Source organism: Paenibacillus sp. J31R120, from assembly GCF_056269225.1.
Map to the genome: position 1 here is coordinate 1,008,359 of NZ_JBWDNN010000001.1, position 24,077 is coordinate 1,032,435.

The 24,077-nt window shown below is 54.0% G+C and carries 21 protein-coding genes; 18 read left to right on the forward strand and 3 right to left on the reverse strand.

The window, feature by feature from the left end:
- Window position 1: 1 nt before the first annotated feature.
- The 18 genes from AC0YNW_RS04640 to AC0YNW_RS04725 all read left to right on the forward strand — a co-directional run bounded on the left by AC0YNW_RS04640 (window position 2) and on the right by AC0YNW_RS04725 (window position 22,439).
- The gene (locus AC0YNW_RS04640) at window positions 2-610 is read left to right on the forward strand and encodes a bifunctional adenosylcobinamide kinase/adenosylcobinamide-phosphate guanylyltransferase (RefSeq protein WP_475830915.1); all 609 of its coding nucleotides are present in this window, start codon (window positions 2-4) and stop codon (window positions 608-610) included.
- On the forward strand, window positions 607-1,587 hold the full coding sequence (gene cbiB, locus AC0YNW_RS04645; RefSeq protein ID WP_475830916.1) for an adenosylcobinamide-phosphate synthase CbiB: 981 nt from the start codon (window positions 607-609) through the stop codon (window positions 1,585-1,587). The genes AC0YNW_RS04640 and cbiB overlap by 4 nt, the downstream gene beginning before the upstream one ends.
- The gene (gene cobS / locus AC0YNW_RS04650) at window positions 1,575-2,381 is read left to right on the forward strand and encodes an adenosylcobinamide-GDP ribazoletransferase (protein WP_475830917.1); all 807 of its coding nucleotides are present in this window, start codon (window positions 1,575-1,577) and stop codon (window positions 2,379-2,381) included. The genes cbiB and cobS overlap by 13 nt, the downstream gene beginning before the upstream one ends.
- Before the next feature lie 117 nt (window positions 2,382-2,498).
- Window positions 2,499-3,599, forward strand: a complete 1,101-nt coding sequence (gene cobD / locus AC0YNW_RS04655; RefSeq protein WP_475830918.1) for a threonine-phosphate decarboxylase CobD — start codon at window positions 2,499-2,501, stop codon at window positions 3,597-3,599.
- 3 nt (window positions 3,600-3,602) lie between these two features.
- Entirely contained in the window at window positions 3,603-5,267 is a 1,665-nt protein-coding gene (locus AC0YNW_RS04660) for a cobyric acid synthase (RefSeq protein WP_475830919.1), read from the forward strand.
- The gene (locus tag AC0YNW_RS04665; RefSeq protein WP_475830920.1) at window positions 5,248-5,961 is read left to right on the forward strand and encodes an adenosylcobinamide amidohydrolase; all 714 of its coding nucleotides are present in this window, start codon (window positions 5,248-5,250) and stop codon (window positions 5,959-5,961) included. Before AC0YNW_RS04660 ends, AC0YNW_RS04665 begins: the two co-directional genes overlap by 20 nt.
- Before the next feature lie 211 nt (window positions 5,962-6,172).
- Window positions 6,173-7,954 (forward strand): copper amine oxidase N-terminal domain-containing protein, encoded by a 1,782-nt coding sequence (locus AC0YNW_RS04670; RefSeq protein ID WP_475830921.1) that lies wholly within the window; start codon window positions 6,173-6,175, stop codon window positions 7,952-7,954.
- A gap of 157 nt (window positions 7,955-8,111) precedes the next feature.
- The gene (locus tag AC0YNW_RS04675; RefSeq protein WP_475830922.1) at window positions 8,112-8,954 is read left to right on the forward strand and encodes a phosphodiester glycosidase family protein; all 843 of its coding nucleotides are present in this window, start codon (window positions 8,112-8,114) and stop codon (window positions 8,952-8,954) included.
- Between the two features lie 42 nt (window positions 8,955-8,996).
- On the forward strand, window positions 8,997-11,501 hold the full coding sequence (gene hrpB / locus AC0YNW_RS04680; RefSeq protein WP_475830923.1) for an ATP-dependent helicase HrpB: 2,505 nt from the start codon (window positions 8,997-8,999) through the stop codon (window positions 11,499-11,501).
- A 23-nt stretch (window positions 11,502-11,524) separates the two neighbouring features.
- Entirely contained in the window at window positions 11,525-11,818 is a 294-nt protein-coding gene (locus AC0YNW_RS04685) for a DUF1294 domain-containing protein (protein WP_387474960.1), read from the forward strand.
- 77 nt (window positions 11,819-11,895) lie between these two features.
- On the forward strand, window positions 11,896-14,022 hold the full coding sequence (locus tag AC0YNW_RS04690) for a HelD family protein (RefSeq protein ID WP_475830924.1): 2,127 nt from the start codon (window positions 11,896-11,898) through the stop codon (window positions 14,020-14,022).
- Between the two features lie 277 nt (window positions 14,023-14,299).
- Window positions 14,300-16,696: a histidine kinase gene (locus tag AC0YNW_RS04695; RefSeq protein WP_475830925.1), complete on the forward strand. Its 2,397-nt coding sequence runs from the start codon at window positions 14,300-14,302 to the stop codon at window positions 16,694-16,696.
- Between the two features lie 134 nt (window positions 16,697-16,830).
- Window positions 16,831-17,277 carry a hypothetical protein gene (locus AC0YNW_RS04700; RefSeq protein ID WP_475830926.1) on the forward strand — a complete coding sequence of 149 codons (447 nt, stop codon included), beginning with the start codon at window positions 16,831-16,833 and terminating at the stop codon, window positions 17,275-17,277.
- 137 nt (window positions 17,278-17,414) lie between these two features.
- The gene (locus AC0YNW_RS04705; protein ID WP_475830927.1) at window positions 17,415-18,542 is read left to right on the forward strand and encodes a response regulator; all 1,128 of its coding nucleotides are present in this window, start codon (window positions 17,415-17,417) and stop codon (window positions 18,540-18,542) included.
- 163 nt (window positions 18,543-18,705) lie between these two features.
- A complete protein-coding gene (sda, locus tag AC0YNW_RS04710) occupies window positions 18,706-18,933 on the forward strand; it encodes a sporulation histidine kinase inhibitor Sda (RefSeq protein ID WP_475830928.1) in 228 nt (75 codons plus the stop codon).
- Window positions 18,934-19,009: 76 nt separating this feature from the next.
- Window positions 19,010-20,158: a DUF3900 domain-containing protein gene (locus AC0YNW_RS04715; RefSeq protein WP_475830929.1), complete on the forward strand. Its 1,149-nt coding sequence runs from the start codon at window positions 19,010-19,012 to the stop codon at window positions 20,156-20,158.
- Between the two features lie 124 nt (window positions 20,159-20,282).
- Window positions 20,283-21,599: a hemolysin family protein gene (locus tag AC0YNW_RS04720; RefSeq protein WP_475830930.1), complete on the forward strand. Its 1,317-nt coding sequence runs from the start codon at window positions 20,283-20,285 to the stop codon at window positions 21,597-21,599.
- A gap of 51 nt (window positions 21,600-21,650) precedes the next feature.
- Window positions 21,651-22,439, forward strand: coding sequence for an undecaprenyl-diphosphate phosphatase (locus AC0YNW_RS04725; protein ID WP_475830931.1), 789 nt, complete (start codon window positions 21,651-21,653; stop codon window positions 22,437-22,439).
- 82 nt (window positions 22,440-22,521) lie between these two features.
- Here the strand turns inward: AC0YNW_RS04725 and AC0YNW_RS04730 are convergent, their stop codons facing one another.
- The 3 genes from AC0YNW_RS04730 to AC0YNW_RS04740 all read right to left on the reverse strand — a co-directional run bounded on the left by AC0YNW_RS04730 (window position 22,522) and on the right by AC0YNW_RS04740 (window position 24,064).
- The gene (locus AC0YNW_RS04730; RefSeq protein ID WP_475830932.1) at window positions 22,522-23,031 is read right to left on the reverse strand and encodes a methylated-DNA--[protein]-cysteine S-methyltransferase; all 510 of its coding nucleotides are present in this window, start codon (window positions 23,029-23,031) and stop codon (window positions 22,522-22,524) included.
- Entirely contained in the window at window positions 23,028-23,603 is a 576-nt protein-coding gene (locus AC0YNW_RS04735; protein ID WP_475830933.1) for a bifunctional transcriptional activator/DNA repair enzyme AdaA, read from the reverse strand. Before AC0YNW_RS04735 ends, AC0YNW_RS04730 begins: the two co-directional genes overlap by 4 nt.
- 173 nt (window positions 23,604-23,776) lie before the next feature.
- Window positions 23,777-24,064, reverse strand: a complete 288-nt coding sequence (locus AC0YNW_RS04740; RefSeq protein ID WP_119801443.1) for a DUF3817 domain-containing protein — start codon at window positions 24,062-24,064, stop codon at window positions 23,777-23,779.
- Window positions 24,065-24,077: the final 13 nt, after the last annotated feature.

The window sequence follows — 24,077 nt, forward strand, 5'->3', positions numbered from 1 at the left end:
CATGGCTATACTGATTACAGGCGGCGCGCGCAGCGGCAAAAGCCGCTTCGCGGAACAATACGCAGCCAGGCTTGGAACCCATGGCGTCTATATTGCCACTTGCCAGCCTTACGATGAGGAGATGAAGGAACGTATTCGCCTGCATATGCGGGATCGCGAAGCTTCTGGCTTCCGTTGGGAGACGAAGGAGGAGCCGCTGGAGGCCGCAGCCTTGCTTCGCAAGCTTGCCTTGGACTTTGCGGATGAAAGCCGTGAGGCCGCAGCTGAAGGCAAGCCGTGGACGGCACCTCCCGTGCTTCTTGACTGTATGACCCTTTGGCTCACCAACTGGCTGCTGCATTCGGAGGAAGAACAGGATGGAGCTGACCGGCTCGCCCGTCAGACGGACGCATTTATCGAAGCTGTTCGAAGCTATCCGTATCCGCTTCTGCTTGTAACGAATGAGGTGGGAGACGGGATCGTGCCGGAATATTCGCTAGGCCGCCGATTCCGCGATGAGGCGGGCAGGCTGAACCAGCGGCTGGCTGAGATATGCGACCGCGTCTTTCTGGTTACGGCGGGTATTCCCGTCGAGCTGAAGGCAATCGCATTCCGGTGGGACGAGCTGTGATCTTCTATAGTGTGCAAGAGCTGCTGCTGCTTGCAATGGCAGCCGTTGTCATCGATTGGATAATAGGCGACCCCAAGTGGCCTACTCATCCCGTCATTTGGATTGGACGGCTCATCAAAGGGTTGGAACGCCTGTTGTATCCGAAGGATATGTCTGCATCGCCATTTGCGGCCAAGCTTCGCGGATGCCTTCTTACGCTAATTACGATCATAGTCAGCTGGGGAGTCATGACGCTGATCGTATGGACTGCGGATGCCGTCCATACATGGTTGGGGTATGCGGTGTCCGCGTGGTTCATTTCGACAACGCTGGCAGTCAAAGGACTGAAGGATGCGGCGATGCTGGTGTATATGCCGTTGACAGGGGGCAATCTGGAAGAGGCGCGCCGTTACGTCGGCTATATTGTGGGCAGGGATACCGATGGCTTAAGCGAACCGGAGGCAGCCAGAGCGACGATCGAGACAGTAGCTGAGAATACGGTAGACGCCTTCCTGTCTCCGCTGCTGTTCGCGCTGATCGGAGGCGCTCCGCTTGCAATGCTGTACCGGTCTGTCAATACGCTCGATTCTATGGTCGGGTACCGTAACGAAACGTATATCTACTTTGGCCGATGCTCTGCCCGGCTTGATGATGTGCTGAATTATATCCCGGCTCGGCTGACCGGCATCCTCATGGTTGTGGCAGCTGCCTTGCTGCCGGGGATGAAGCCAGGCCACAGCTGGCGGTCGATTCGAGCGTTCGCCTCCCTACATCCCAGCCCCAATAGCGGGATACCGGAATCCGCGGTAGCGGGAGCGATCGGCATTCAGCTCGGCGGGGTCAACCGGTACTTTGGCGTAGCGAGCGAGAGAGCGCGCATGGGCTGGAAAACGCGTGAGCTGGAGCCGCGGGATATACGGGCTTCGATACATATCTTATATGCAGTCAGCGTATTGGCGCTGGCGGGAATGGGAGTGGCATGGCTATGTCTCTTGTAAAACTGCATAGGCAAGCGGTTGTGGCCGCCTTTCAATTTTTGACCAGAATTCCGGTTCCGGTCGAAGTGCCGTTCGAACGTCCGGTTTTGACGAGAAGCATCGCTTATTTCCCATTAGCCGGGGCCGCTATCGGCTTATGTCTGGCTGCTGCGTCTTGGGCGCTGCCGCATGTGCTTCCTCCTTGGACGTCCGCTATTGTACTGCTTGCGATCTGGATTGGCTTAAGCGGAGGGCTGCATCTGGACGGCTGGATGGATACGGCTGACGGAGTGCTCAGCCATCGGTCGAGAGAGAGGATGCTTGAGATTATGAAGGACAGCCGGGTTGGCGCCATGGGCGTCATTGCGGCTGTTCTTTTGCTGCTCTTAAAGGCTTCGTTAATCGCCTGGTTAATGGGAGGCGAGTATAGCGGTCATGTAGCGATTCCGACGATTCTTGTCATGAGTGCGGTATGGAGCCGCGCTTGGATGGGCGTCGCCATTGCTGGATGGAAGCCTGCACGGCCGAACGAAGGGATCGGACGGTTATTCCACGGCGTTAAGCTGGGCTATGCGCTGATTGCAGTCGTATTGGCTTTTGTCATTTCATTTACTTTATTAATGATTAATAACATTAATTTAATTGAAGCCATGCTCATTGCTGGAGCCGGCTGCATCATAACTCTCATTACAGGCGGAGTGATGTCCGTCTGGCTTAATCGGAAGCTTGGCGGTTTGACGGGGGATACATACGGTGCGTTGAATGAGGCAGTAGAGCTTGCCATGCTGGCGGCAGTCGTTATTTGGGCTTATTAGCCGAGCTGAAGCCAGGCAGGTCATCCGGCCTTTTGTGAACAACAGTGAGGTTTATTACATATCGAATCAAGCAGAAATGGATGGTTGCTACCAAACAGGCAGAAGGAGAGAGAAGCTATGCTTGAACGTTATGGACATGGCGGGGATCTGAGAACGGCGGAGGAATGCTTCGGGCTGCCTTCCTCCTCGTTCCTGGATTACAGCTCCAACATGAACCCGCTAGGCCCTCCTGATGCGGTCCGCGAAGTATTGGCGCAGTATGCAGCTTTAATCGACAGATACCCGGACCCTGTCGCAAGAAGGCTCTGTACCATGCTGTCGCAAAGACACGCAATTGAAGAGGGTGCCATCTTGATCGGCAACGGAGCCGCCGAACTGATCGATCTTGTTGTGAGAGCGACCCGCCCTGAAGCGGCTGCGGTCGCCGTTCCGTGTTTTTCGGAATATGGAGATGCGATCCGCAAGACGGGAGCAGCGCTGTACGAAGGGCCGCTCTATGAGACAGAGCAATTTCGATTGAATAAGCGATGGGTAGAGGAGTCGCTGAAGCGCTCCAATGCGAAGCTGTATATGGTGGGTTCTCCGAATAATCCGACGGGCGCGCTCATCGAGCCTGCTCGGGTATACGAGCTGTTGGATAGCGGCGCCACGGTTGTGGTGGATGAAGCTTTTATGGATTTTGTGCCGGAGGAAGAGCGCTATAGCCTGGTCCGGGAGGCGGCGCAAAACCGCAATCTGTACGTCGTCCGTTCCATGACGAAGTTTTATTCGATTCCGGGCATCCGGCTCGGCTATATCATCGGACATCCGGACTCGCTTGCTGAGCTGAGCAGATTGCAAGTGCCTTGGAGTGTCAATTCGCTTGCCCAATCGATCGGTGAGGCTGTACTCGGCGATGAGGCGTTCGCCCAAGCTTCCTTGCGCTGGCTGCAGGAGGAGAGACCTTGGCTGTCCCGTGAGCTTGAAGCGCTTGGATTCCGCGTGTATCCGGGCGAGACGAACTATCTGCTGCTGCGATTGCCGGATGGCTGCGGCCTGAGTTCGGCAGAGCTTCAACGCGCAATGGGGGCAAAAGGCGTGCTCATCCGTGACGGCTCGCACTTTCCGGGATTGGATGGGAGATATATTCGCATTGCGGTGAAGCTGCGCGAGCAGAACGCGCGGTTGGTTGACGAACTGAGTACTAGCATGTCGATGTCGGAACAGGAGGGCAAATAGCTTATGAAGGGGAATGAAGCTGGGCCAGAGCACAGTATGATTACGGATCGTAAAACGGTGATGGGCAAAACACTGATGATCCAAGGAACGGCCTCCGATGTCGGCAAGAGCCTGATTACGGCCGCCTTATGCAGGATCTTCACCCAAGACGGCTATCGGACGGCTCCGTTCAAATCGCAAAATATGTCCCTTAACTCCTATGTCACTTGGGACGGCAAAGAGATTGGACGCGCTCAAGGCATGCAAGCCGATGCTTGCGGCATTGCCGCGACGACAGATATGAACCCTATTCTGCTCAAACCTACAGGCGAGATGTCGTCACAGGTGGTCGTTCATGGCAAGCCTCTCAGAGATTATGAGGCCCGGGAATATCGCGAACGCTATCTTCCTATAGCGGGAGGGATTGCCCGGGAATCGCTGCGCATACTGCGAGAGTCATACGATATTGTGGTGCTGGAGGGCGCGGGCAGCCCGGCGGAAATTAATCTGAAGGACCGGGATATCGTCAATATGAACATGGCGGCATGGGCTGATGCGCCTGTCGTGCTCGCAGCGGATATTGATCGCGGCGGCGTATTTGCATCGATTGTCGGGACTCTGGAGCTGCTGGAGCCTCACGAGCGGGATCGTGTATGCGGATTTGTCATTAACAAATTCCGCGGGGATGTCGCGTTGCTGCAGCCGGGTCTGGATTGGCTGGAGGAGAGGACGGGCAAGCCTGTGCTTGGCGTCCTCCCGTATTTGCCGGGACTGGAGCTGGAGGACGAGGATTCGCTGTCGCTCAGCGGTACTAGGGCTGCGGCTCAACGTCGTCCGGCTACTTTGACATCAAACACCGACCTGCAAGGCGGGGCGGAGAGGCTGGATATCATCGTAATAAAGCTTCCCCGTATATCCAACTTTACCGATGTCGATCCGCTTTTTGCGGAACCGGACACAGACGTGCGTTTCGTCGAGCACGCTCATGATTGGGGGGCGCCTGATCTGGTCCTGTTGCCCGGCAGCAAAAATACGATTGCCGATCTGGCTTGGCTGCGGGAGCAAGGGCTTGCTGAGCTTGTCTTGGATCATATTCGAAACGGTGGAAGGGTCGCCGCCATATGCGGCGGCTACGAAATGCTGGGAGAGCGACTGCTAGACCCGCATGGCGTAGAGTCAAAGCAGTCGGAATGCCCGGGACTCGGGCTGTTTCCGTTCAATATTGAATTTCAGCCCATCAAAACAACCGTGCGAGTGGAGGGGACTGCGCGGCTGGGAGGAAGCGGCGAGAGCTGTCCGATCGACGGTTATGAGATTCATATGGGTCAAATGATTCCAGGCAGCCCGGATCTGCTGAGGCCATTCCTCATCCATGAAAAACACGATGGACAAGCCTCTACTGTCGGCGAAGCCTTCCGGCCGGAGGGCATATCCACGCAGGACGGCAAAGTCTGGGGCACATTCATGCACGGCATTCTTCATAATGACAGCTTCCGGAGAGCATGGCTGAACGAAGCGAGAGCAGATAAGGGCTGGGCCGCTATGCCAGAAGTCGTTCGGTTCCGCGAGAGGCGCGAAGCGGCTTTCGACCGGCTGGCGGATACGGCTAGGGCTTACTTGGATCTTCCCCGCATTTACGCTATTGCGGGGTTAAGGGAGGAGAAGCCGGATGACGCAGCCCTTTCGTAATGATACCCGGTATGCCTCCCGCTGCTGGAACGGCTTGGCGGCAGAACTTAAGGAAGACAGGATTGAAGTGAGGCTTCCTCATGCCTGCTATACGTTAAGCAGTGCAATCTGGCCTGGCGGATTCTCTATGGCAGACGGTTTTGTCAATTGGAAGGTACCGCTGGACTACCGCTGCGACGATCCCGTCTCCGATTTTAAGCACAGATGCGGGGATTGGGGGTTGCACCCGGATTCGACGGTAGGCTTCCTGACAGCGGCCAAGCTGACTCATGCTTCCGTGACGGAGATGACAGGAGACCGGTTCCGATTGCTGTGCATAACGACCGTAGGGACTCGCAATGCGGCTCGGGCAGGGCTGAAGCGGGAGACGTATTCCGCCTATGCGCCGGGGACGATTAACACGATCCTGTTGCTTGATGCCAGAATGACGGAATCCGCCATGGTGAACGCGGTCATTACAGCCACGGAAGCGAAGACAGCGGCGCTGCAGCGGCTGGATATTCGGGAAGCGGCTAACGGGCAGTCTGCGACCGGGACGACTACGGATGCCATTGCAATCGGTGCAAGCCAGTCTGCGGAGTGGGGGGATGCCGTTCATGCCTATGCCGGAGCGGCTACGACAATCGGCTGTGCGATCGGCGAAGCGGTCTATGAGACGGTGCTGGAGGCCGGAGCTACCCAGCATGAGGTCTAAACCGGCCTGAATGGGGCAAGGCTGATAGGATAGAGGATCGACAATTGGAAGATTGAAAGAACAGGTTAACTTGGGAAATGCCAAGGATTACATGAATAGTGTGAAATTATGTTGCAACTTTTCCAATTGTTGAGCGTCTATAGGTGTGGGCTTGAGCCTGGCGCAGACCGGCAAGCTATCCTATTTTACTAGATTGAGGAGTTGTGACTGAATGCTGCAACCTAGAAGGAGCAAAAAAGTTAAAGCGGCTGCATTAATTCTCTCCGCCATGTTAATGACCGCACCGATCAGCCATGCGTCTGCCGGAGAGACGCCGATTACTTCAGGAACGACTTACGTTGTGTTCTATCTGGACAACAAGGAAGCCTTCCTCAACGGACAACAAGTGACGCTGGATTCGCCGGCGGTCGCGCGCAAGGGCAGAAGCTATGTGCCAGCCAAGTTTCTCGGCGACGCCTTCGGCATGAAGGTGGAGTGGCAAGAGAAGACCCGCACCGTGCTCATGGTTACGCCAACGCATGAGATCTTGCTGGATACCGTGAACAAGCAAGCTTGGGTGAACGGACTCGCCTATCCCTTCGACGATGTGGCGATGCTGCTGAATGGCAGGCTGATGATCAAGCTCACCTGGCTGTCGGATTATATGGGCGCTACATATACGTACAATGAAGAGCTTCGCCGCATTGATGTCATCCACGTGAATAAGCCGGAGGGCAATTATAACCCTGAATTGAACAATTCTGCGCCTATCGCAAAGTTCGCGCTGGGCAAGCAGACTTACCGCATCGGCGAGCCGATCAAATATGTGAATCTCAGCTATGATCCCGATGCAGAAGGGGTGAAGCTGGAGTGGACAGGCAAGGAAGACGTGTTCTTCAAAGCCGGAACTTATCCCGTCACGCTTGTTGCAACGGACAAGATGGGGCATAAGAGCAAGCCGTTCACGCGCAATGTTGAGGTAACGAACGAGGTGTATCTGAGCGAAGCGGAATATCCGATCTATACCAAGCCGGCTGGCAGTTATATCACTACCAACTGGAGTACGCTGTACAACAATTACTTCAACTTGCCGGATGTTCCGAAAAAGGTGACGGAGGACAAATCGCGTACGCTGCTCATGAGCGACAGCCCGGAAACGTTCCGCGAGCTTGGCATCCTGTATCAGGACAGCATTAACGGCAAGGGCAGATTGTATGCCGACCATCTGAACGGCACGGACAAGACAGTGAGCTTCGCAATTATGGCTACCAACAAGTCCGATAAGCCGGTCACGATACGCACCACGAATAAAGGCGAGGTGTATCCGTCCATCTATGCGCATCTGATTGGCAGCGAAGCTATGGTCGATTATCTGATGGATGATACGGTGGAAGAGACGATGACCATTCCGGCGGGCAGCACCTTCGTCTACAAGCAATTCCCGGACTTCTACCCCGGATCGGGCGTCAATCTAATGTACGATGTGGAGACTGACGGCGAAGTGCAGTTTACTTTCGCCGCTGCGGACAAAGTATCGAATGCGATTCTGGATATGCCGAAGCTGCCGTTCACCGGGCATATTCGCGGCACATTCCAGATTGCGGGCTTCGATTGGGGACTCGACCTGACGGCGAATACGTTCAAGAAGCCGATGAAGCTGGTGATCGGCGACGGCAAGACGGATGCCTTCCAGAAGGGCTATGATCCTCAGCGCGGAACAGAAGCTTTACTAAACGGCAACTACGGCACCGTGTACAAGATTCACTCCGACAAGCCGCGGAAGATGGCGATTATGATTCTGGCCAAAGGCGGTCCGTTCAAAGGGCCGTTCAAAATAAACGGAGAGTTGGTCAAGGTGCCCGCATCGGGCGTACTGACCGCATTCGACGGCATGATTATTTTGCATAAAACAACGGGCAAGGAAGCGAGTCTGGACATTGAGTTCAGTCCTCCGGCCGGATCGGCGTTCCCGATCAACCTGATCTTCTATCCGCTTGACGATCGGGCTCAATAAGCGTTCGCAAGCATCGTTGCTTCCCTTAGGAGCAGCGATGTTTGTTTTTGTGAGGGGAAACAGGGGGAATAGACGCTATAAAGTAGACAAACCGCCTGTGAAAGCGGTAAAATATAATGCTTAATAGATTCGGACGATGGGGAGAGGATGTCAGGACATGAGTACGAATTCCGGCGCAGGCCAAGGGCAAGCAGAACGGCTGACCAAAAAGCAAATGACATTGGTAATCGGCATTATCGGAGGCATTTTGCTATTTGCCGGTATTCTATTCATGATCTTGTACAGCTCTCTAAGTAACAGATCGCCGGGAGCCGATGCGCCGCTGGAAGCCATTACCCAATACCGTTATGAATACGCCGAAGCTGCGAACGGTATGAAGCTCCATGCGCTCGTGACGAAGCCTGCATTTGTCACGCTTGATGTGGTACGCGAGAATGTGACGCTGACAAACAAGGTTGGCATCAATGGCGGTTTCTTCTACGGCGACACTTTGATCAGCATGGGGATCGTCAACGGCCGTTCTGTCAATGGAGCGGTCAATGCGTACGGAAGCGGCGGAGAAAATATGAAGTATGCGAGAGGGACGCTGGTCTGGGACGGCGCCGCCGATTCGCTCTCCGTACAAGTGGTATCAACGGCTTCTGAAGTAAAGGTCAAGGATCATACCCGATTCTGGGCGCAGGGCGGCATCAGCATGAGCCTGGGGGATGACGCCGGCTGGGTGAGTCAGACGGTGGCAGAGAACGCGCCGTTCCCGGATGAGCAGCGTCTGCGCTCCGCTGCCGTATACGATGACGCAGGCATGCTGTACCTCATTGTGAGCGAGACAGGCGGCACGTTGCATGAATTCAGAACGGCGATTCTCGGCACGATCGGCGCTGGACGGCTTGTGGACGGCATCTTCTTGGACGGTGATGGTTCATCTCAATTGCTGAGCAAGGAGATGAAGCTTGCCGGGGATACTCGTCCCGTTCTGCAAATGCTGCGGATCATAAAATAGGTTCATCAAGGAACTAGCTGGAAGGTTGGAGGAATCGGGACGATGACACATTTGCCCATCGATGAGGTGCTGCCCCAATTGCTGCTTGCGCTGCAGAACGGGAACGGCGCGGTTCTTGTAGCCGAACCCGGCGCCGGCAAGACAACAAGAGTGCCGCTCGCATTGCTGGGACAATCATGGCTGGGCGGGAAGAAAATAGTGATGCTGGAGCCGCGGCGGTTAGCCGCACGTTCGGCAGCTCAATTTATGGCTCAAATGCTGGGGGAGAAGGTCGGGGAGACAGTCGGCTACCGCGTTCGACTGGATTCCAAGATCGGGCTGCGTACCATAATTGAGGTCGTAACGGAAGGCGTTCTGACGCGGATGCTGCAGGAAGACCCGTCACTTGATGAAGTCGGCGCGGTCATATTCGATGAATTCCATGAGCGCCATCTTCATGGCGACTTGGGGCTTGCCTTGTGCCTGCAGGCACAATCGCTGCTGCGCGAGGAGCTTCGGCTGCTCGTGATGTCAGCGACGCTGGAATCCGAGCCGGTAGCCGCTTTGCTGGGAGACGCTGCGGTCATCCGCAGCAAGGGACGAAGCTACCCTGTGGAAACACATTATGCGCCAGCGAGGTCAACCGCCCCCCTGGAGCAGGCAATTGGACAAGCAATCGGACAAGCCATGCGGGAAGCAGAGGGAGACGTGCTGGTGTTCCTTCCTGGAGCGGCCGAAATTCGCAAAACGGGGAACTGGCTGCGGGGGCAAGGGCTGCCTCCCGGCGTTCGTCTCGCAGAGCTGCATGGCAGCCTCTCACTAGAGGAGCAAGCTTCTGCGATTACGCCCTGCGCGCCGAATGAACGCAAGATCGTGCTCGCAACATCGATCGCAGAGTCCAGCCTTACTGTGGAAGGTGTCAGAATTGTGATCGACAGCGGCTTGTCGAGAGTGCCGAGGTTCTCTCCGCGCACGGGCTTAAGCCGTCTGGAGACGGTGCAGGTATCGCAAGCTTCCGCTGATCAGCGGCGAGGACGCGCCGGCCGCCTGGCGCCGGGGCATTGCTACCGAATGTGGACCGAGCAAGAGCAGAATCACTTGCTGCCTCAGACCAAGCCAGAGATGCTGGACGCGGATTTGTCAGCGCTGGCGCTGGAGCTGGCTGTATGGGGTACGCCTGATCCAGTAGAGCTACAATGGCTGACTCCGCCGCCCCAAGCTGCGTATGAAGGCGCAGTATCGCTGCTCCAGAGCTTGAATGCGATGGACGATCACGGCAAGCCGACACCGGCAGGACAGCGAATCGCCAAGCTGGGCATGCATCCCCGACTCGGCGCGATGCTGCTTGCGGCGGAAGATCGGCCTGCTGCGCTGGAGCGGGCTTGCGATCTGGCGGCGCTGCTGAGCGAGCGGGATTTGCTAGGGACTGAGCGCAATGTGGATATGGCTCTTCGCGTGGATGCGCTGCACAGAGCAGGCGGCACCCTGCCAGCGGCTCATCGGATCAAGACACAGGCCCAGCAGTGGAAGCGAAGAATGGAGGAGCGGCGAGCAGATGCTGCCGCTTCGCTCCATCCGCAGAAGCGGTCCGAGACATGGTCGGACGGCTCGCTGCTTGCCAGCGCCTACCCGGACCGGGTAGCTCAGCGAAGACCGGATGGCCGATATGTGATGGCTAACGGCCGAGGGGCGGTTCTGCCGGAGCTGCAGCCGCTGTCGCGATCGCCTTACCTCGTCATCTGCGAGCTGGACGATGCCGGTGCGGAAGGGCGGATTCGCCTCGCTGCAGACATCAGCCAAACCGAGCTTGAAGCGGGCTTGTCTGCGCTTCTGGCGAAAGAGGAAGCGGTGGATTGGGATGCCGGGACGCAGTCCGTTCGCGCAAGGAGGCGTATCAGGCTGGGGGCGATCGTACTTAGCGAGGTTCCGCTTGAAGGACCGGACCCGGAGGCAGTAGCGGATACGCTCTTGCGAGGCATTAGGTTGAAGGGCATCTCAGCGCTGCCTATGAGCAAGAATGCCATTAGTCTGCTTGGCCGCATGCGGCTGATGAGCCTGAGCGGCGATCCGCAGTGGCCCGACGTGTCTGAGGAGGCATTGCTCGATACGATGGAGCTTTGGCTTAAGCCGCATATTTATGGCATGAAAAGCCTTGCCGACCTTAGCAAGCTGCCGATGGCGCAACTGATCGGCGACCGGATGACCTGGAATCAGGCGCGTCAGCTGGATGAGCAGGTTCCCACTCATATTGCGGTGCCTAGCGGCTCACGGATTCCGGTTGATTACAGTGATCCGGGTTCCCCCGTGCTTGCCGTAAGGCTGCAGGAGCTGTTCGGCTGGAGGGAAACACCGAGACTGGTGAACGGCAGACTGCCTGTAACGCTGCATTTGCTGTCCCCGTCTCAGCGTCCTGTGCAAGTGACCAAAGATTTGGCCAGCTTCTGGGAGCACGCGTATTTCGAGGTGAAAAAGGATTTAAAGGGACGATATCCCAAGCATTATTGGCCGGAAGATCCCTATGAGGCGGTCGCGACAAAACGGGCAAAACCAAGACCGTCCACAACATAGAGCCAGGAAGGAGTGCAGCCGCAATGAATTGGCTACCAATCGTATTCGGATATTGGATTCTGCTTAGTCTGTACGGATTTGTGCAGATGGGAATGGATAAGCGCCGGGCACAAAGAAGAGCAAGGCGCATTCCGGAACGCCGGTTGTTTTTTGTGGCAGCTATTGGCGGTGCGGTGGGCACCTGGTACGGCATGAAGCTGTGGCGCCACAAGACGAAGCATCATTCTTTTACTGTAGGAATTCCTTATCTGGTTGCGGTACATATTCTTGTGCTGCTGTTGGTTACCGGCTTCTGGATAAGGGGAGTCGCTGCCTAATATAATGTTTGCGTATCATTCATTTAAGCTGGGTCTCCTTACGGGCTCGGCTATTTACGGTTAGGAGGGAAAGGGAAATGTCGGAGAAATCAGCACAGCAATTGGAACAAGAGAGGCTCGACGGCGCTCTTAGAGACATAGAGGAACAAATTGGGGGCATTGGCCCCCGGTATACCGGGGATGACTTTACCGAGCAAATGCTCGACCTGCAGCGTGAGGAACGGAAACGGCGTCTGGAGATTGCAAGGAAAGAGCCGTATTTTGGCCGGATGGACTTTCAGGAGCTTTCTCAGGACGGTCGGAAGCCGGCGGTGCCGGAGCATGTCCAGGCGCTCTATATTGGCAAAGCAGGCGTAGCCAAAAACGGCGGTAACGAGCTGCTGGTCATTGACTGGCGCGCGCCTGCCGCAAGCATGTTCTATTCCTTCACAGGAGGCGACGATCCTGCCGCTTACGAATCGCCTGACGGCGAAGTGACGGGTTATGTCCATCTGAAGCGAAACTTCATGATTCGCAGCGGAGAAATCGTCCGCTTGGTGGACAGCTACGTCCGGGGGCAGGAGGAGGGCGCAGTATCGGATGAATTCCTGTTGTACCGGCTGGGCGAGAACAAGGACAATAAGCTGCGGGATATCGTCTCCACGATTCAAGGCGAGCAGGACCGTATTATCCGGGCAGAGCGCGGCAAGGCGCAGTTTATCCAGGGGGTTGCGGGCAGCGGCAAAACGACTGTGGCGCTGCATCGGCTCGCATTCTTGCTCTACCAATACGAAGGCAGAATTCGGGCGGAGCGAATGATGATCTTCGCGCCAAACCGAATGTTTCTTGATTATATTTCCGGTGTCTTGCCAGAGCTGGGTGTCGGCGATATCGGTCAGACGACGTTCAGCGATTGGGCTGTGGAATTGCTTGAGCATGACATTAAGCTGGCTGATCCTTCAGAGACGATGGCTTACTGGTTCGAGGAGCATCGGACAAACGAGGAGCTGGAGCAGGCATCCGGCCGCTGGAAAGGGAGCCTGACGTTCAAGCAGGCGATCGACGAGCGGCTCGCCGAACTGCAGGCCAGTATCGTGCCGACGAGCGAGTTCAGCCCGCTGGACGGCTTTCTGCTGACGCCGGAGACGATGCGGGAGTGGTATGACACGGATTATGGGGAAGAGACGATCATGGTGAAGCGAGACCGTCTTGCGAGCCGAATCAAGCGCTGGCTGGAGTCGGAGCTGAAGCATCGCGGTGTGGCTGACAAGAAGAAACGGTCGGCTGCACTAGCCAAGCTGAACGCCTATGTGAAGCGTATCCCGTCCTTCACCGCTGTCAAGCTATACGCCTCGTTGTTCAAAGGCAAAAACGCGCTGCCTCAAGTGCCGAAGCCCATCGCAAAAGCGACAGCGGAGCGTATTGGAGCAGGTGTGGCAGCAGCGGAGGACCTGGCGCCGCTTGCTTATATCCAGCTTAGATTGTATGGGCTGAAGGTGTCGTTATTCGATCATATCGTCATTGACGAAGCGCAGGATTATTCGCCGTTCCAGCTGGAGACGCTGCGGCTTTGTCAACGCACGACCTCCATGACGATTCTAGGCGATCTGCAACAGGGGATTCACGGCTATGCCGGCATTCAGAGCTGGAGCGAGCTGATGGATTTGTTCTCCGGGGAGGATACCGGATTCTTCGAGCTCAATCGAAGTTATCGTTCTACAATGGAAATTATTGATTTCGCCAACATAATTCTGAGCGGCATGACCGGAGGCGTGAAGCCAGCTGTGCCTGTATTCCGGAGCGGCGATCCCGTGGAGACACAAGCCGTACCAGATAAGGAATGGCTGTCTGAGCTATATGCGACCGTATCGGAATGGCGTAACAAAGGGGAATATGACACCATATCCGTCATTGGCAGAACAGAGCGCGAATGCGAGGAAATTTATAATTATTTGGCGGATCAAGGTCTGAAGGCTTCACTTGTGCAGAGCAAGCAGCCTACTTACGGCGGCGGTCTGACAGTCGTGCCTGTCTATCTGTCCAAAGGTCTGGAGTTCGACGCTGTGCTAATTGCGGATGCAGGCAGTGACAGTTACGACGAGATGGACGCGAAGCTGCTTTATGTCGGCTGCACGAGAGCTCTGCATAAGCTGAAGCTGCTGTATCGCGGGAACAAGTCTTCGCTTATTGCCGGGCGACAAGCATCGTTCTTAGAAGGTAGATGATAGATACAATCCAGCATCCATGATGCCAGGTTCAGGCGTGTTGCCCGTTGCGATTCATTTCGTGAACGGGCATACTGACCTGCATAGAGCCAATAGAAATTCATGCCATCCTACAATAGATGAATTGCCTTAGCCGAAATGGTCCATTCTCGGCGTTTTTGCGATGAACCTTGCCATAAGCCGACTGTTGCTTGCTCATTCGCGCGTCCCTTTCCGTTTCAGTATAATATAGGAAATATGTTGAGATTGTCAGCCGAGAGTGAGAGATTCCTAGAGAATGGTAGTTCAACAGAAACGATCGATTGCTAGCAGCACTTATTTTTTGGTGATCCTGCTCGCCGTTGTGTTATTGATCGCGGCCTCTGCGATGAAGGGCAGCTTGAAGGAGTCTTCGCCAGTTCCGGCTGAAGGCGTATTGCAGTTGGAGAATTGGAGCCTGCAGAAGGATGGAAGAGTATCGCTCGCGGGAGAGTGGTCGTTCTATTGGGACGAGCTATTGACCAGCGGAGAGCTTCAATCACGCGAACCTGAACTCCATGCGGGTACGATCGTACGCGTGCCGCAACCTTGGAGTCATTACAATCTGAATGGGCTTAGGCCCCATCATAAAGGATATGCGACTTTTCGGCTAAAAGTAGAGCTGCAGTCCTCAGCTGATGTGCTGGCTTTGAAAATACCGGTTCTGCCAACCGCATACAAAGTGATGGCAAACGGAAGGACGATAGCAGAAGGCGGCAAGGTTTCCGATGGGGAAGAGAACGCCATCGCAGCCTATCTGCCCCAAACGGTCTTCTTCAAGCCGCAATCCACTGCACTTGATCTGATTGTCCACATCTCCAACTATACGGAACGGGACGGAGGCATGGTGGAGGCGCTCGAACTCGGCAGCGCGGAGCATATGCGGATGCTCAGAGACCAAGAGCTGGCAGGAACGATGTTTTTTCTCGGTTCAGCCATCATTATCTCACTGTATTATTTCTATTCCTGGATCATGTACGGCTTCGTACCTGCTGCGTTATACTATAGTATCCTGTGTATTCTGGCTGGGATCCGTATGCTAGTTATTGAACATATGTTTATCTTGCAGCTTGTTCCCGGCTTGTCGGTGAACTGGCTGACCTTTTTGGATTCTCTCTCGCTGTATGGAGGCATTGCGATTACGATCCTGTTTGTCCATCAGTTATTCCCGAATGAATTCAATAAGTCTGTTATGAAAATGCTGGCATGGACGGGTATTCTGTTCAACCTGACTTTGATCGTAGTGCCGCTTCACTTGTACCCGGCGATTCGGTTAGCGTTTTATTTCTATGTGTTCGTGATAGGCGGTTATGTGCTGTATATGCTCATGCATGCCATCAGGCGCGGCAGGGAAGGGTCCATTGCCCGGCTTATGGGATTGGTGCTATGTGTGCTGGCGCTCTTCCATGATTATTTGCTGAGCCGCAATGTGACTATGTTGTTCAATAAGCCGATCCTGTATTATGTCATTTTTTTATTAATTTTTATGGAGACAACCGACTTCTCCAGGCGGTTTCTGGAACCGCGCTTGCCCGCGCGCATCCGCTCCCCGGATCATTCCAATCAGGAGAAGGAAGTTCCCGAAGCAGCAGAAGGGAGCTCCAACAGCGCAGCGCCGGAGCTTGCGGCAGTGAGGACGGATCAGGGAAGCGGGACTACGCTGCATATTCTCGTCGTGGCCGAAGACTGCTGCTCGCTGCGAATGATTCATGATACACTGACGGACGAGCGCTATCATGTCGCATCGGTGATGAACGGTTCGGAGGCGCTCGTGTATATCGATCAATTCCGCAAGCTGGATGTGATGCTGCTGAACGGATCGGTTCCGGGGATGTCCGGCATCGAGCTGGTTCGCCGAATTCGATCCAGATACAGCCATGCGGAGCTGCCGATCATGATGAGCTTCAAAGAAGGTGTGACGGATATGCAGGAGAGCTTTCGGGCAGGTGTCAATGATTTTCTGCTGAAGCCGTTCCATGCCCATGAGCTTCACGCACGGATCGATATGTTTCTAGAGATGAAGCAGCTCGCAGAGTCAGCCGCAACCTCCAATATCGCTATGCTGCAGGCTGAGATCAAGCCTCATTTTTTGTACAATACGCTGAACACCGCGCTGTCGCTCACGCTGGAGGAGCCGCAGAAGGCGCATGACCTGCTGCTGAAGCTCAGTTCCTACTTGCGAAACAGCTTCCAGATGAAGGATACGAGCAAGTTCATTGGCCTCAGTGAAGAAATCGAGCTGGTGAAATCTTATTTGTACATCGAAAAGGCCCGATTCGGTCATCGTCTGCAAATTGAATATGATATCGACGATTCATTGGATATTACCGTACCACCATTAATTATTCAGCCCATCATAGAGAATGCGGTTAAGCATGGTGTGACTCAAAAACAGGAAGGGGGAAAAGTTAAGCTGACGGCCAGAGCCGATAATGGATACCTGATAATTATCGTCGAAGATAACGGAGCAGGTATGGCGCTCGAACGGGCACAGACTTTGCTGCGATCGGATGCGAGGTTAAGCGGAATGGCCTTAATGAATATTCACCAAAGGCTGCTGCTCATCTATGGGCAAGGCTTGAACATATGGAGCGAGCTTGGGAAAGGGACCAGGGTCGAGATTCGCATCCCGGAGCAGGGAACGGACTGGTCGTGAAAAGAAGATGCCGGCTTCCTTTTCAGTTTGCTTTCAGCCAAACGCCTTATAATGAAAATAGTGCTGTCGAACTATGGCGAATGCCGTCAAAATGGGCAGTAGAGCGCATGCATTACGTTTAAAGGGGTAATCAGATGCAGCATTATGGAGCAAGATTATCGGATCACGTCCCGAAAATAGCGGTTGGCACAGAAGATGAGGAAAGCTATAAAATTGCAAGATTCATGCTTTTGCTGGCCGGCCTTGTTGTAGACCAACTTAGATTCAATCGCTCAATCGGAAGCGGCGGCCAGGTCGTAATGCCTCCGTTCGGCAAGACGTTAACGGATGAGCTTGGCGAGTGTATTCTTCACTTGATTCGTGAGGCCAGCGTGCAAGACGTGGAGCTGCCGCTGGTCGTTACCATGCTGAAGTCCGGCAAGAGACAGCCGATATCCGTCAGAGACGCCTATGAGCCGGGGTATTATTGGGTAGACATCAGCGACTTCACAACCGCTAAGCCGCTCATGTATTCCATCTTTGTGAAAACGTATGTCCACTCCTGCGATGCAAGCAGTCTCGGGACGGATCTGACGCGATAATTGCGACTGCCCGTATGAAGGGCCGAGGAGGTGTGCAAAGCGCAAAATCGCATCGTGGGAGCATTCCGGGATGCTCGGCACGCCTATTAGATCGAATATTCGGATTGGATGCGGCAGGGGGTTGTTGAGGTGAAGAAATGAAGATCAGGGTAGGAATTGTAGATGACGAGGCTCCGGCTTTAAAGCGCATTTGCAAAGTGCTCTCCGGTTATGACAACGTCTCCATTGAAGGCATACATACGGATCCGGCGATGCTGCTTATGGAAGCAGAAGGCGGGAAGTTCGATCTGGTGCTGCTGGATATGGAGATGGCCGTCATGCATGGATTGGAGCTTGGCCGGCGGATCTACGCCATTCAGCCAAAGGTGCAGATCGTATACATCACCGCCTTTCAGCAATACGCCCATCAAGCCTTCGATGTTGAAGCGCTGGATTATATTATGAAGCCGGTCACCAAAGAAAGCATGGGGAGAGCCCTGAACCGGTTCGTAGCCCGTCAGGCGCTTACCATGCCAAGCAGAACGATGAAAGCGGTTATTAAATGTTTCGGCTGGTTCAGGGTCGAGACGGAACATGGCGTTCTTGTCAAATTTCGCAACTCAAAATCGAGAGAATTGTTGGCGCTTCTCTTTATTAACCGGGGTTCCCCGGTCAGCAAAAGCAAAATCATAGAAGCATTATGGTCCGGCAAAGATGTCGAACGAGCGCAGGTCAATCTTCACTCCACCGTCTATCAGCTTCGCAAGGATTTGGAACAGCATGGATTATTCGACATCGTAGAGCAAGATAAAGGTGAAGGCGGCAGCTACCGACTTAAAGCTCCGCCTCTTCGTGATGAATGGACCCAATTTGCCGATTTATGCGGAACTTATCGAACGGATCAACATATACGTCACGCGCGGGAAGCCGTGCAGCTGTATCACGAGGGATTTCTGAAGGAGCATGATTGGGAATGGGCAGCCGCAGCGAAGCTGAAGGCTGAATCTGATTTTCATGTCATGCTGGAAGCTGTTATCCGATATGAGCTGAGCGGCGGACATTATGCTGATGCGCTGCCGTATCTGTATCAGATGGTTGCCTCTAATCCGTATCACGAAGAATATCAGGCCCGAATTATTGCCGCGCATCTGCTGGAGCATGATCCTCTGGCTGCTGAAGCGCATTATGATAAAATATCCCGCTTATTCCAAGAAGATTTAGGCGATCCGCCTTCCTTTACCCTTCGGCAAGTAGCCGTTAACCCGGAAAAGTATATGCATACATAACGTGAGGACCTGGCCGCTGGCCGGGTCTTTCTTGCATATGCGCGTGCACGTCCGATCTCGGTTGCTTGCGGTGGATTTCAGCGTTCTTTCAGTCTCAACCTCTATAATGAATACAGAAATGTCGAATTATGGCGGTGGTTTCCAAATAATTAGGAAGAGAGACATGGTTATGGACTCGCGATACACCATTCACCAATCGAAGCTCCCGAATGATGATCTGATTCAATGTTACTGTGAAGCGGTCAGATACGGCTGCGATCCTTACTTTATCCGCATATTGGCGGATACGATTACGGATCGCGGACTGGCGGTTCCAGAGGAAGGCGAATGCGGATATGGCAAGCTAGCTGACCCAATCGGTAGCCGCATTCAAGACGGACCTCGTTTCTAATAATCGAGTATCCTCCACGCGTTCGAATGTGCTAATCTATAACAATGACACCAGCAATCGTGGAGGAATGATAGACGTGGATTTTCGCATGCATTATTTATCTTTTTTTGTTATTCATACCGATGGCGAGCAATCGACGGCCTCGTCGGGCAGGCGCTTTAAGCATTATCAGACGCTGGATGGCGACGATTATGAGCAGAGTGAGCTTAAAAGTTTCCTGGATGACGAATTTATCCGGATTGTAAAACGGAAAGTAGAGCGCAATCCCAATACGGCGAACGCCCCGACGAAGATCGGCCGCTTTATGGTCGAGCCGGGCTATGAGCTTGGCAGCAACCAGAACTATAATCTGTTCCAGCGACTGAGAGACGCGGATTCGAAGGATCGATTCCTCGGCATAACTGACGAACTGGTCCGCATCTATATGGATACAAGCGCAGTGCGCGGCGGCGCATTCATCATTGCGCTGTCCACGCTAAATACGTATTTCAATGAGCCGTTTCTCTTTTTGCTGAAATGCGATTTTGAGCCGAAGATTGCCCGTATCTCGGATGAGCGTAGTCTCATCGCGCAGGTGGATATGGCGATCAGCGCACGCAGCATCAAGTCGATTCAATATCCTCATATGCATGAAGAAGGTTCGCTTGATCATTGGGAGCTGAAGATTCATCAGGCATCCCATGCCAGGTACTTCGAGGATTTCTTGAAATACGTTTCCTACGAGAAGCCGCTGCCTGAAGTGATTGGCGAACAGGTCGTGGAGATGGTGCATCAATATATTGCCGACAAGTGGCAGGATGAGACGAGCACGGAGCGAAGCGAGGAAGTGAACGCGGTAGAGGTATGGGCTGCGAGCGAGAAGCGCGACCTGCAGGAATGGTGGTCGCAGGAGCAGGTAGAGCATGCTTCAGCGGCGCTCGTGGAGCAAAAGCCGGATTTGCCGTTTTCCTTCAAGCTGGGCGGAGTGACGGTGAAAGGGCTGCTGTCGGACTTCGGTGACAGCATTCACTTCGCCAAGCATAACGGAAAGTATGTAGTCGTCATTGAAGGCGACGGCTTCCAGTTCGAGAAGGGCATGTCTCCTGTCGAGCTGCTGCTGCCGCGCGAACTGTCGGAGGTGCTGCCGATTATCGGGACGAGCCGGCCGGCGGACGAGGACGCCGCTGACATCGATAGCGGCGGCTACCGGACGAGCGATGGAGAAGATGATTCTCCGCCTTGGTAACGCAAGACGATAACGCTAGACACTGCCATGGAGTATGAGGGTTTCCAATACGGGCAAGGCTGTATAAGTGGAGAAGCCGTGCAGGCTTCTTCGCCTATCTATGCCACCTGAAGGGAGACACTCCATGGCTCTTAATCTTATTCTTTTTGCGCTGCTGCTCCTGTTTACGGCATTTTTTGTTGCGACGGAATTTGCGATTATACGGATGAGAGCGAGCCGTGTGCAGCAAATGGTAGACGAGGGCATCAAAAACGCCAAAGCGATCCAGCAAGTAACGACACATTTGGACGGCTACCTGTCCGCCTGCCAGCTTGGCATCACCATTACGGCGCTGGGACTCGGCTGGCTGGGCGAACCGACGATCGAGAAGTTGATTCATCCTTTGTTCGATTGGGCGGGCATTCAAGGCCAGCTTGCGACCGCTCTCTCCTTTATCATAGCCTTTATGCTGGTGACCTACTTTCATGTGGTGCTGGGGGAGCTTGCGCCGAAGACGGTCGCTATTATAAGATCAGAGAAGGTGAGCCAATTCACGACTCCCTATATCATTCTGTTCTATAAAGCGATGTACCCGTTCATCTGGCTGCTGAACGGCTCCGCGAACAAGCTAGTGCGGCTGCTGGGCTTTCATCCGGCGAGCGAGCACGATGCCCATTCCGAAGAAGAGATACGCATGATTCTGTCGGACAGCTATGAGAGCGGGAAGATCAACAAACACGAATACGGCTATGTGAAACGTATATTCGATTTTGACGAACGGCTCGCGCGTGAAATCATGGTGCCAAGGACCGACATGGTATGTCTGTATATCGAGAACAGCAAAGAAGAGAACATTGACATCATCAAGAAGGAGCAGTATACGAGATTCCCCGTCGCCAAAGGGGACAAGGACAATATCATCGGCATTCTCAACACCAAAAATCTATTTCTACACGACTTTAACAACAGCGACGCAACAGAGTTGAAAAAAATCATTCAACCGCCGCTCACCGTGCCGGACGCGATGCCGGTCAATCAGCTGCTGCGCATGATGCAGCTAGAGCGGACTCACCTGGCCATCCTTCTCGACGAATATGGCGGAACGTCCGGACTCATTACGATTGAAGACATGATCGAGGAGATCGTAGGTGACATCCGTGACGAATTTGACGAGGATGAAGAGCTGGAGATTGAGAGACTGGAGCAAGAGCATTATCTGGTAGACGGAAAAGCGCTCCTCGGCGAAGTGAATGAAGCGGTGGGGCTTCAGCTTCACAGCGACGAAGCGGACACGATCGGAGGCTGGCTCTATATGCAGAAGCCCGATCTGCCGGAAGGTCAGAGATGGAGCTACGACAACGCGATCTTCGTCATTAAGGAACGCGACGAGCATCGCATCCGGAAGATTGAAATTTATACCGATTCGGCCGAAAGTGAAATGAGCCAGTATGGACATGCATAAGCTTATGGAGAGGCCGACTGCCGTGGTTAATGATTGGGGAGAGTGAGCAAGATGGAAGACATTATTAAAGCGATTATTATGGGCATTGTGGAAGGCTTGACGGAATTCCTGCCCGTATCGTCAACGGGACACTTGATTCTGGCAGGGGAGCTGCTGAACTTCAAGGGTGACCGGGCCAAGACGTTCGAGGTTGTCATTCAGCTCGGCGCCGTGCTGGCAGTGCTTGTTCTGTACAGACAAAGGTTCGTCAAGCTGCTCAATTTCAATTTGAAGAAGGGCAGCGGACTAAATGCGATGCACGTTGCATTAGCCATGCTGCCGGCATCCGTGCTGGCAGTCTTGCTGCATAGCGTCATCAAAGATCATTTGTTCAGTCCGAAAACCGTGTTGGTTGGTCTCGTATTAGGCGGGATATTGATGATTGTCGCTGACAGGTCGAAGCGGAAGATTGTCGCGGAGGAGCTTGACGATATTACGTACAAGCAAGCGTTCCTCATCGGCTGCTTCCAGATATTATCGCTTTGGCCGGGCTTCTCCAGATCCGGATCGACGATCTCCGGGGGTATGCTGGTCGGTACAAGCCAGAAAGCGGCGGCAGAGTTTACGTTCATCGTATCTGTGCCGATTATGGCTGGCGCGAGTGCAGTCGACCTGATCGGCAGCCGTGAGTTTCTGACAATGGGGGACATGCCTCTGTTCCTTATCGGGTTAATCTCCGCTTTCGTAGTGGGGATGATTGCAGTCGTTACCTTCATCAATATGATGAAGAAGCTTCGCCTGAGCTATTTTGCGTATTACCGTTTCGCGCTTGCGGCATTATTTTTCTTCATCATTCTCTAATTCGTCTGTAAACGACAGAAAGCCCGGATTCACACTCATGCAGCGTGTATCCGGGCTTTCTGCTGTTTATAGCCTAACGGCGTCAGCTGTGCTCGTCTCTGTCTTGACAGGCCCGCCTTTGCGCGACATTCTGCTCGTGACGCAGCAGCCATTCCTTGCGCCACAAGCCGCCGGCATAGCCCGTAAGCGTGCCGTTCGAGCCAATGATGCGATGGCAAGGAATGACAATGCTCAGCTTGTTCCTGCCGTTCGCGCTGCCGACGGCGCGGACAGCCTTCACATTCCCGATCGCATCGGCCAGGCTTTGATAGGTGCCGGTCTTGGCAAATGGAACACCCTTCAACGCGTTCCATACTTGCGATTGAAAGGCCGTGCCTTCATGGCGATAGGGAAAGGAGAAGGCCCACCGTTGGCCGTTAAAATACTCCTCCATTTGCTTGGCGCATTGCTGCAGCGCAACCGGCGTATCGGAATGGCATAGATAGACCAGCGCATCCCGATCGGGAAAAAGAATCGAGACCACCTCCGTGTCAGTCCCGACAATCTCCAGCACCCCAATAGGGGTATCCATATCCAGCTTATACATTGTCATTGTGTCCGTTCCTCCTGTGGCGACTGTCTCGTCTTCCGGTATTCGGCAGGCGAGCTTCCCTTGACCTGCCGGAACGCCTTATAGAAGCTGGAGGGACTATGAAATCCGGTCTCATAGCAAATATCCAGATTCGACATTTCGGTGTGCAAAAGCAGATGAGCGGCCCGGTCTATCCGGATTTTTTCCAGAAAAACACGTGGTGTAACGGCAGTCTCCTGCTTGAACAACCGCTCCAAATGAAAGGCGCTCAGACCGACATGACTGGCGATATCCCGCAGCTCCAGCTTTTGCTTATGATGCCCGATCAGAAATTCTTTCACCTGGCGGACAACGCCGACATTCGGCGAATGCTGGCTCTCCGGTCGGCATCTCTTGCAAGCACGGTAACCGGCCTTCTCCGCGTCGTCCATATGACGGTAGAACGCTACATTGACTTTCTTCGGTTTACGGGAACGGCATGACGGACGGCAATAGATCTTGGTTGTTTTCACAGCGGTATAAAACAATCCGTCATAGCTGCTGTCGCATGCAATAATGCGCGACCACATTTCTTCAAAGGATAACGGGGTCATTGCTTGGCCTCCTGTGTCTCCTGTCTTGTCTTATTACGATATCATCTTATCAGGGCAAAGGGGTGCGCTTCGTCCTCATTCTTGCTCTTATGGTCCCGGAAGGGCAATGAAACGAAAGACATCCGCAGCTGCCCCTTAGGGACGTATGCGGATGCCTTCATTATTTTGCGGTTCTAATCACGCAGCAGCTTGCGGTCTACAACGAATGGGCCAAACGGCAATACAGAAGCGGCACAAGCGGCCGCAAACTTCCAGAATGACCAGCGATGCTTAAGCGTAACGTGAATAACAGCCAAAATATAAAGAACAAACAAAAGACCGTGCAAACTGCCGACAATTGCAACCATCCCAGGCGAATCGGCCCAATACTTGAGCGGCATAGCTATGAAGAGCAGGATCAGGAAGGATAACCCCTCCAATATTCCGATCACCCGTAGTCTGCCAATTGCGGTTTTCAACATGTTGTACCTCCGG

Excerpts from the sequence above, each read along its gene's own strand:
- AC0YNW_RS04640 (WP_475830915.1), top strand. The coding sequence starts at position 2 with ATGGCTATACTGATTACAGGCGGCGCGCGCAGCGGCAAAAGCCGCTTC.
- cobS (WP_475830917.1), top strand. The coding sequence starts at position 1,575 with ATGTCTCTTGTAAAACTGCATAGGCAAGCGGTTGTGGCCGCCTTTCAA.
- cobD (WP_475830918.1), top strand. The coding sequence starts at position 2,499 with ATGCTTGAACGTTATGGACATGGCGGGGATCTGAGAACGGCGGAGGAA.
- AC0YNW_RS04660 (WP_475830919.1), top strand. The coding sequence starts at position 3,603 with ATGAAGGGGAATGAAGCTGGGCCAGAGCACAGTATGATTACGGATCGT.
- AC0YNW_RS04665 (WP_475830920.1), top strand. The coding sequence starts at position 5,248 with ATGACGCAGCCCTTTCGTAATGATACCCGGTATGCCTCCCGCTGCTGG.
- AC0YNW_RS04670 (WP_475830921.1), top strand. The coding sequence starts at position 6,173 with ATGCTGCAACCTAGAAGGAGCAAAAAAGTTAAAGCGGCTGCATTAATT.
- AC0YNW_RS04675 (WP_475830922.1), top strand. The coding sequence starts at position 8,112 with ATGAGTACGAATTCCGGCGCAGGCCAAGGGCAAGCAGAACGGCTGACC.
- hrpB (WP_475830923.1), top strand. The coding sequence starts at position 8,997 with ATGACACATTTGCCCATCGATGAGGTGCTGCCCCAATTGCTGCTTGCG.
- AC0YNW_RS04685 (WP_387474960.1), top strand. The coding sequence starts at position 11,525 with ATGAATTGGCTACCAATCGTATTCGGATATTGGATTCTGCTTAGTCTG.
- AC0YNW_RS04690 (WP_475830924.1), top strand. The coding sequence starts at position 11,896 with ATGTCGGAGAAATCAGCACAGCAATTGGAACAAGAGAGGCTCGACGGC.
- AC0YNW_RS04695 (WP_475830925.1), top strand. The coding sequence starts at position 14,300 with ATGGTAGTTCAACAGAAACGATCGATTGCTAGCAGCACTTATTTTTTG.
- AC0YNW_RS04700 (WP_475830926.1), top strand. The coding sequence starts at position 16,831 with ATGCAGCATTATGGAGCAAGATTATCGGATCACGTCCCGAAAATAGCG.
- AC0YNW_RS04705 (WP_475830927.1), top strand. The coding sequence starts at position 17,415 with ATGAAGATCAGGGTAGGAATTGTAGATGACGAGGCTCCGGCTTTAAAG.
- sda (WP_475830928.1), top strand. The coding sequence starts at position 18,706 with ATGGTTATGGACTCGCGATACACCATTCACCAATCGAAGCTCCCGAAT.
- AC0YNW_RS04720 (WP_475830930.1), top strand. The coding sequence starts at position 20,283 with ATGGCTCTTAATCTTATTCTTTTTGCGCTGCTGCTCCTGTTTACGGCA.
- AC0YNW_RS04725 (WP_475830931.1), top strand. The coding sequence starts at position 21,651 with ATGGAAGACATTATTAAAGCGATTATTATGGGCATTGTGGAAGGCTTG.
- AC0YNW_RS04730 (WP_475830932.1), bottom strand. The coding sequence starts at position 23,031 with ATGACAATGTATAAGCTGGATATGGATACCCCTATTGGGGTGCTGGAG.
- AC0YNW_RS04735 (WP_475830933.1), bottom strand. The coding sequence starts at position 23,603 with ATGACCCCGTTATCCTTTGAAGAAATGTGGTCGCGCATTATTGCATGC.
- AC0YNW_RS04740 (WP_119801443.1), bottom strand. The coding sequence starts at position 24,064 with ATGTTGAAAACCGCAATTGGCAGACTACGGGTGATCGGAATATTGGAG.